We start from the raw sequence: 5307 nt of genomic DNA on the forward strand, positions 1-5307 counted from the left end.
ACATTTACAGCGCTTTTTCGGAGCTTGCGAAGCCGAGTATGGTCAGAACACCAATGTCGAATCCGCCAACGGCGAATGTGGCATCATGACTTCACTGATTAACCGATTCAACGCTGAAAACCCAGACATTGACGTCAAAGTGACAACTGTTGAATGGCCGGGATATGACCAGCTGACCGCACAAATGGCGTCTCGTACGCCACCCGATCTGGTCACTATGCATAACTCCGTTATCTCTGACTACCAGTCGCGCCGACTACTGCTACCGATTGACGATCTTCTGAAGCAGGAGAACATCGACAGTTCCGTGTTCACCAGTACCGCTCAGAAAGGCGTTACCCGCAACGGTGAAGTGTATGGTCTGCCAATTGATACCTGGACCATGCTGTACCACATCAACATGAACCTGATGAAACAGGCTCAGCTGGTAGATGAAAACGGCCAGGCGATCCTGCCAGCCACACCAGAACAACTGCTTGAGCAGGCTCGTCAGTTCAAGCAGAAAACCGGTAAGCCTTATTTTGTCCAGATCCTGTCGAATGAAACCGCAGCGTATGCTCGTCTGTTCTATACCTACATGTTCCAGCAAGACAGTGATTTCTTCGCCGACAGTGACAAAATCTCACTGCAGAATGACAAAGCGCGTAACATCCTTAAACTGTTCAAGCAGATCTACGATGAAGACCTGACCACGAAAAACATGGACTACCCTGCTACCGTTTCCGCATTTTCCAGCGGTCAGGGCGGCATCTTACTGAACGGCAACTGGCTGTTGGGCACTTACAATGATGAGTCACAAAAATCGGGCAGTTCGCTGTATAACGGCTACGAAGTGGCACCGTACCCGCAACTGTACACCAGCGTTAGCGCCAACTATGTGGATGGCCATTCATGGGTAATGCCGAATAAACGCCGAGATGACGATCAGATTGCGGCAACAGCGAAGTTCTTTAAGTTTATGATTGATAACGATTATCAATGGTCGCGCACCGGTCACCTGCCAAGTGTTAAAGCGGTACTGCAAAACCCGGATTTCCTGGAATTGCCACACCGTCAGTCGCTACTGAGCGTGACTAAAACCGGTACCGGCTTGCCTGAAGGGGTAAAACGTCAGTTTGCCATCCAGGACATTATCGGAGAAGACCTGGCCGCGGCAATTACCGGCGCCAAACCGATCGATCAGGCGCTGGCAGATGCTGAACGTCGCGTCAACGACATGTTGGCCAACCTGTAAATTCTGAACGTAAACCAAAACAACAATAATAAGTCCGGCGGTCATGCCGCCGGGCAATAACTAAGAAGTAGTGCTATGAGAAAGAAAAAAGTCACTATGTTAGACATTGCCACCGCAGTCGGCGTTTCCCAGCCCACTGTGAGTGTTATTTTGAATGGTTCTGACAGCATTAAGGTTTCACAAGAGACCCGAGACAAAGTATTGGCGAAAGCTGATGAACTCGGTTATCAGCGTAAGGCCAATGTGCGTCATGCCAGTCATCATCGGCGTATTGCCCTGCTGGTTAACAGTATCAACATGCATGACCCATTTATTAACGCCATCACCGCCGCCAAAGTACGCGCCTGGGAGCTGGATATTCTGCTGGTGGTCTACGACTACGAAGATGACGAACTGCTAAAACAAGCCATGCTGAAGGAAATTCAGGAAGGACAGTACAGTGCGTTGATCTATGCCGCCAATACACCCAAGCAGATCGACGACGAGCCGAAATTGGGTATCCCGCTGTTGTATCTGAACTGCAATAACCCGGAATCGAGCGTTCAGTCGCCGGCTATTTTAACTTCTGATTTTATCGGCGGTTACCGGGCAACCGAACATTTGCTGCAGCGCGGTTACAAGCGTATTGCCATGATTGGTGGTGAACGCTGGAGCGATTCCTCTATCCAGCGGATTAGCGGCTACCGTCAGGCGTTGTTAAACACCGATACACCCATCAACGACGACTGGATTGTCGAAGGTAACTGGTCGGTTAAACAGAGCTTTCTGGAAACCAAAAAGCTGCTCAGCCAGTCACCCTGCCCCAACGCTATATTCTGTGCCAGTGATTTGATGGCTCTCGGCGTTTATCAGGCAGTGGCCGAAATGGGCCTGCGCATACCACACGATGTAGCCGTAATGGGATACGACAACCAGTTGCTGGCCAGTGAACTGACTCCGAGTTTAAGCTCAATCGACCTGCCCTATGACGAAATGGGCCGAATGGCAGTCGAACTCGCCGTGGGCGATCATCAAACCGAATTGCAATTAATCAAAGTAGAAGGTGACCTGTACCCAAGAGAGTCAACTTAACTTCAACATGAATTAACCTTTTCAACGCCCAGCGCAGTTGGCTGGGCAAGGAGCCCATTTATGCACTTTTCTAACCCGGTAATTGATCAACGGGCGGATCCGTTCGTCTATTTACACAGTGACGGCTACTACTATTTTACGGCATCGGTTCCTGCCTATGACCGTATTGAGCTGCGACGAGCCAGCGAATTGGCCGATCTCGCCACCACCAGCGAGATTGTTACTGCCTGGACCAAACCTGACACCGGCCCGTACAGCGATCTAGTCTGGGCGCCGGAGATCCACTACATCCTTGGCAAGTGGTATGTCTATTTTGCCGCTGCCCCGAGCCGGGAAATCAAAGATGGCGCATTCCAGCACCGTATGTACGCCATCTGCAACGATTCCGACAATCCACTGGAAGGTGAATGGCAATTTGCCGGCCAGATAGACAGCGGCATCTCCAGTTTTTGTCTCGATGCCACCTATTTTGAACACCTTGGCGAGCACTACTATGTCTGGGCCCAGAAAGATCCGGTGATCGCCGGCAACTCATGCCTGTATATCGCCAAACTGGCCAGTGCCACAGAGCTGGCCAGTGAGCCGGTGATGCTGAGTAAACCTGAATTCGACTGGGAATGCCGCGGATTTTTGGTCAATGAAGGCCCTGCTATCTTAAAGCGCAACGGCAAAGTGTTTATCAGCTACTCCGCCAGTGCCACGGACGAAAACTATTGCATGGGCCTGCTATCCGCAGACAGTGACGCAGATTTGCTGGACCCGGCCAACTGGCACAAAGAGCGTCAGCCAGTGTTTTCCAGCGACGAGTCGCGTTCGATTTTCGGTCCGGGACATAACAGCTTTACCCAAAGTAAAGATGGTAAGACCGACTTTTTGGTTTATCACGCCAGAAACAGCACCGAAATCGTCGACGATCCGTTGTGGACACCTAACCGTCACACTTGCATCCAGGCGTTTGACTGGGACGAACGAGGCTTTCCTAACTTCGGTCGCCCAATCAACTAAACCATTCGAATCCTGATAGGGGGATGTTTTCCCTCATCCGCACTAACAGCAGGCGGGTGAGGGCTTTTTTATTCTGCCGATTTTTGTTCGCTATAACGCTTACGGGCCAACTCGAGACACTGCTCCTGCTCTCGCTTGTCTATCAATTGGTAACATTGCTGCTGTCGCCAACCTAACCCAGCATCGTAGACCTGTCGTTGGCTACAACCAGACACGGTAAGCAGCGTTGCTAAAAGTGTGCAATACAAAAATGGTAACCGCATACAAAAAACCTGCTGACTGTTTAGTATAAATTTTTTCACATCCGTCTGATATTTACGCCATTCGTTCAGAAAAACAATTGCCTGAATCACCTTGGGGGCACCTGGTCGGATGTGCTATAAATGATGAGTTGTCGCGTTCAAAATCCATTTGGCGCAATTATTCTAAAAAACCTTTACAACATTAAGGTAACGCAATGCATTTCAGCTATTCAAATCCCACACAAATTCTATTCGGTCAGGGCCAGATTGACGCGATCAAAGACGCGATTCCAGCCGAAAAGAAAATACTGGTCACTTACGGTGGCGGCTCAATCAAGAAAAATGGTGTCTACGATCAAGTTGTTGCAGCACTGAAAGATCACCAGTGGCAGGAGTTCTCGGGTATAGAGCCAAACCCGACCAAAGAAACATTGGACAAAGCGGTCGCGATAGTTAAAGAGCAGCAAATTGAATTCATCCTGGCGGTCGGTGGCGGCTCTGTCATCGATGGCTCAAAGTACATTGCCGCGGCGGCCCTATATGATGGCGATGGCTGGGACATCCTAACCCAAAAACATACCGTTACTGAGGCTACCCCGCTGGGCGCTATCCTAACCCTACCGGCCACCGGTTCTGAATCCAATGCCGGCGCGGTTATTACCAAAGCGGAAACCCAGGATAAACTGGCGTTTATGTCTGCCCACGTGAAACCTGTATTTGCCGTTATGGACCCGGACGTGATGAAAACCCTGCCGGAAAGACAACTGCTGAACGGCATTGTTGACGCCTGGGTACACGTTTGCGAACAGTATCTTACCCTGCCCCATGGCTGCATGGTGCAGGACGGCTACGCCGAAACGTTGCTGCGGACGCTGAAAACCCTGGGTGAGCAATTTGACCAGCGCGACTCCGACAGCTGGCGGGAGAATCTGATGTGGTCGGCCAACCAGGCGTTAAATGGTCTGATTGGCAGCGGCGTTCCGCAAGACTGGGCAACCCACATGATCGGTCACGAACTGACCGCACTGTACGGGGTGGATCATGCTCGCTCTCTGGCGATCATTCAGCCTTCCCTGCTACGCAATCAAATCACCAGTCGACGTGCGAAGCTGGAGCAGATGGGACGCAATGTCTTCAATCTTGCTGAAAGTGACACTCTGGCAGAACAGACCATTGATGCCATTGAAGCCTTCTACCACTCACTGGGAGTGGCCACTCAGTTAACCGAGCATAGTGAATCCAGCAGCGAAGCTGTTGAAAATGTACTGAAGCAATTAGAGCAGCACGGAATGGTCAGTATCGGCGTCGGTCAGGCCATCACGCTTGACGAAAGCCGCTCGATCCTACAAGCAGCTATCGCTTAAGCTAAAGCGGATAGTAATCAGGCCATCCAAATTGGGTGGCCTGTTATTTGTTGCTGACAGCAAAGACTATTTCGCCAATTTAGGACCCGGCGGGTTATTTTCCATCTCATCGATAGAATCTTGTATCTGGGGAGTCACTACCCTGTTCCGACCGTTGTGCTTGGCGACATAAAGCAATTCATCGGCCTGATTGAGTACGTTATCCAAACTCTGATCATCCATCCACTGAGTGATTCCTGCGCTAAAGGTAATAGTTAAGTTTTGCTGGGGAGTGATAGGGATCGCTTTGATACTAAGCTTTTCACGTAGCCGATCCAATTTTTTTGAAGCCGACTGTAGATCGGAGTCAGGCAATACCACGACAAAATCTTCGCCGCCGTATCGTGCCACC

The 5307-nt window shown here is 50.5% G+C and carries 6 protein-coding genes; 4 read left to right on the forward strand and 2 right to left on the reverse strand.

The features are described 5' to 3' along the window. The 3 genes from ACQY6F_RS18010 to ACQY6F_RS18020 all read left to right on the forward strand — a co-directional run. On the forward strand, nucleotides 1–1234 hold a 1234-nt coding region (locus ACQY6F_RS18010; protein ID WP_428776421.1), incomplete at its 5' end, for an extracellular solute-binding protein. A 75-nt stretch (nucleotides 1235–1309) separates the two neighbouring features. Then, nucleotides 1310–2305 carry a LacI family DNA-binding transcriptional regulator gene (locus ACQY6F_RS18015; RefSeq protein ID WP_428776422.1) on the forward strand — a complete coding sequence of 332 codons (996 nt, stop codon included), beginning with the start codon at nucleotides 1310–1312 and terminating at the stop codon, nucleotides 2303–2305. 60 nt (nucleotides 2306–2365) lie between these two features. Beyond that, nucleotides 2366–3310, forward strand: a complete 945-nt coding sequence (locus ACQY6F_RS18020; RefSeq protein ID WP_428776423.1) for a glycoside hydrolase family 43 protein — start codon at nucleotides 2366–2368, stop codon at nucleotides 3308–3310. Nucleotides 3311–3378: 68 nt separating this feature from the next. On the opposite strand, the gene ACQY6F_RS18025 is transcribed toward ACQY6F_RS18020, so the two are convergent. Then, a complete protein-coding gene (locus tag ACQY6F_RS18025; protein WP_428776425.1) occupies nucleotides 3379–3573 on the reverse strand; it encodes a hypothetical protein in 195 nt (64 codons plus the stop codon). A 194-nt stretch (nucleotides 3574–3767) separates the two neighbouring features. Here ACQY6F_RS18025 and ACQY6F_RS18030 point away from each other — a divergent pair, with 194 nt between their 5' ends. Then, nucleotides 3768–4916 carry an iron-containing alcohol dehydrogenase gene (locus ACQY6F_RS18030; protein ID WP_428776426.1) on the forward strand — a complete coding sequence of 383 codons (1149 nt, stop codon included), beginning with the start codon at nucleotides 3768–3770 and terminating at the stop codon, nucleotides 4914–4916. Between the two features lie 66 nt (nucleotides 4917–4982). On the opposite strand, the gene ACQY6F_RS18035 is transcribed toward ACQY6F_RS18030, so the two are convergent. Beyond that, a partial coding sequence (locus ACQY6F_RS18035) for a GGDEF domain-containing protein (protein ID WP_428776427.1) occupies nucleotides 4983–5307 on the reverse strand: 325 nt, incomplete at its 5' end.

The sequence above is a fragment of the Vibrio sp. genome (genome assembly GCF_050299255.1).
GTDB lineage: Bacteria > Pseudomonadota > Gammaproteobacteria > Enterobacterales > Vibrionaceae > Vibrio.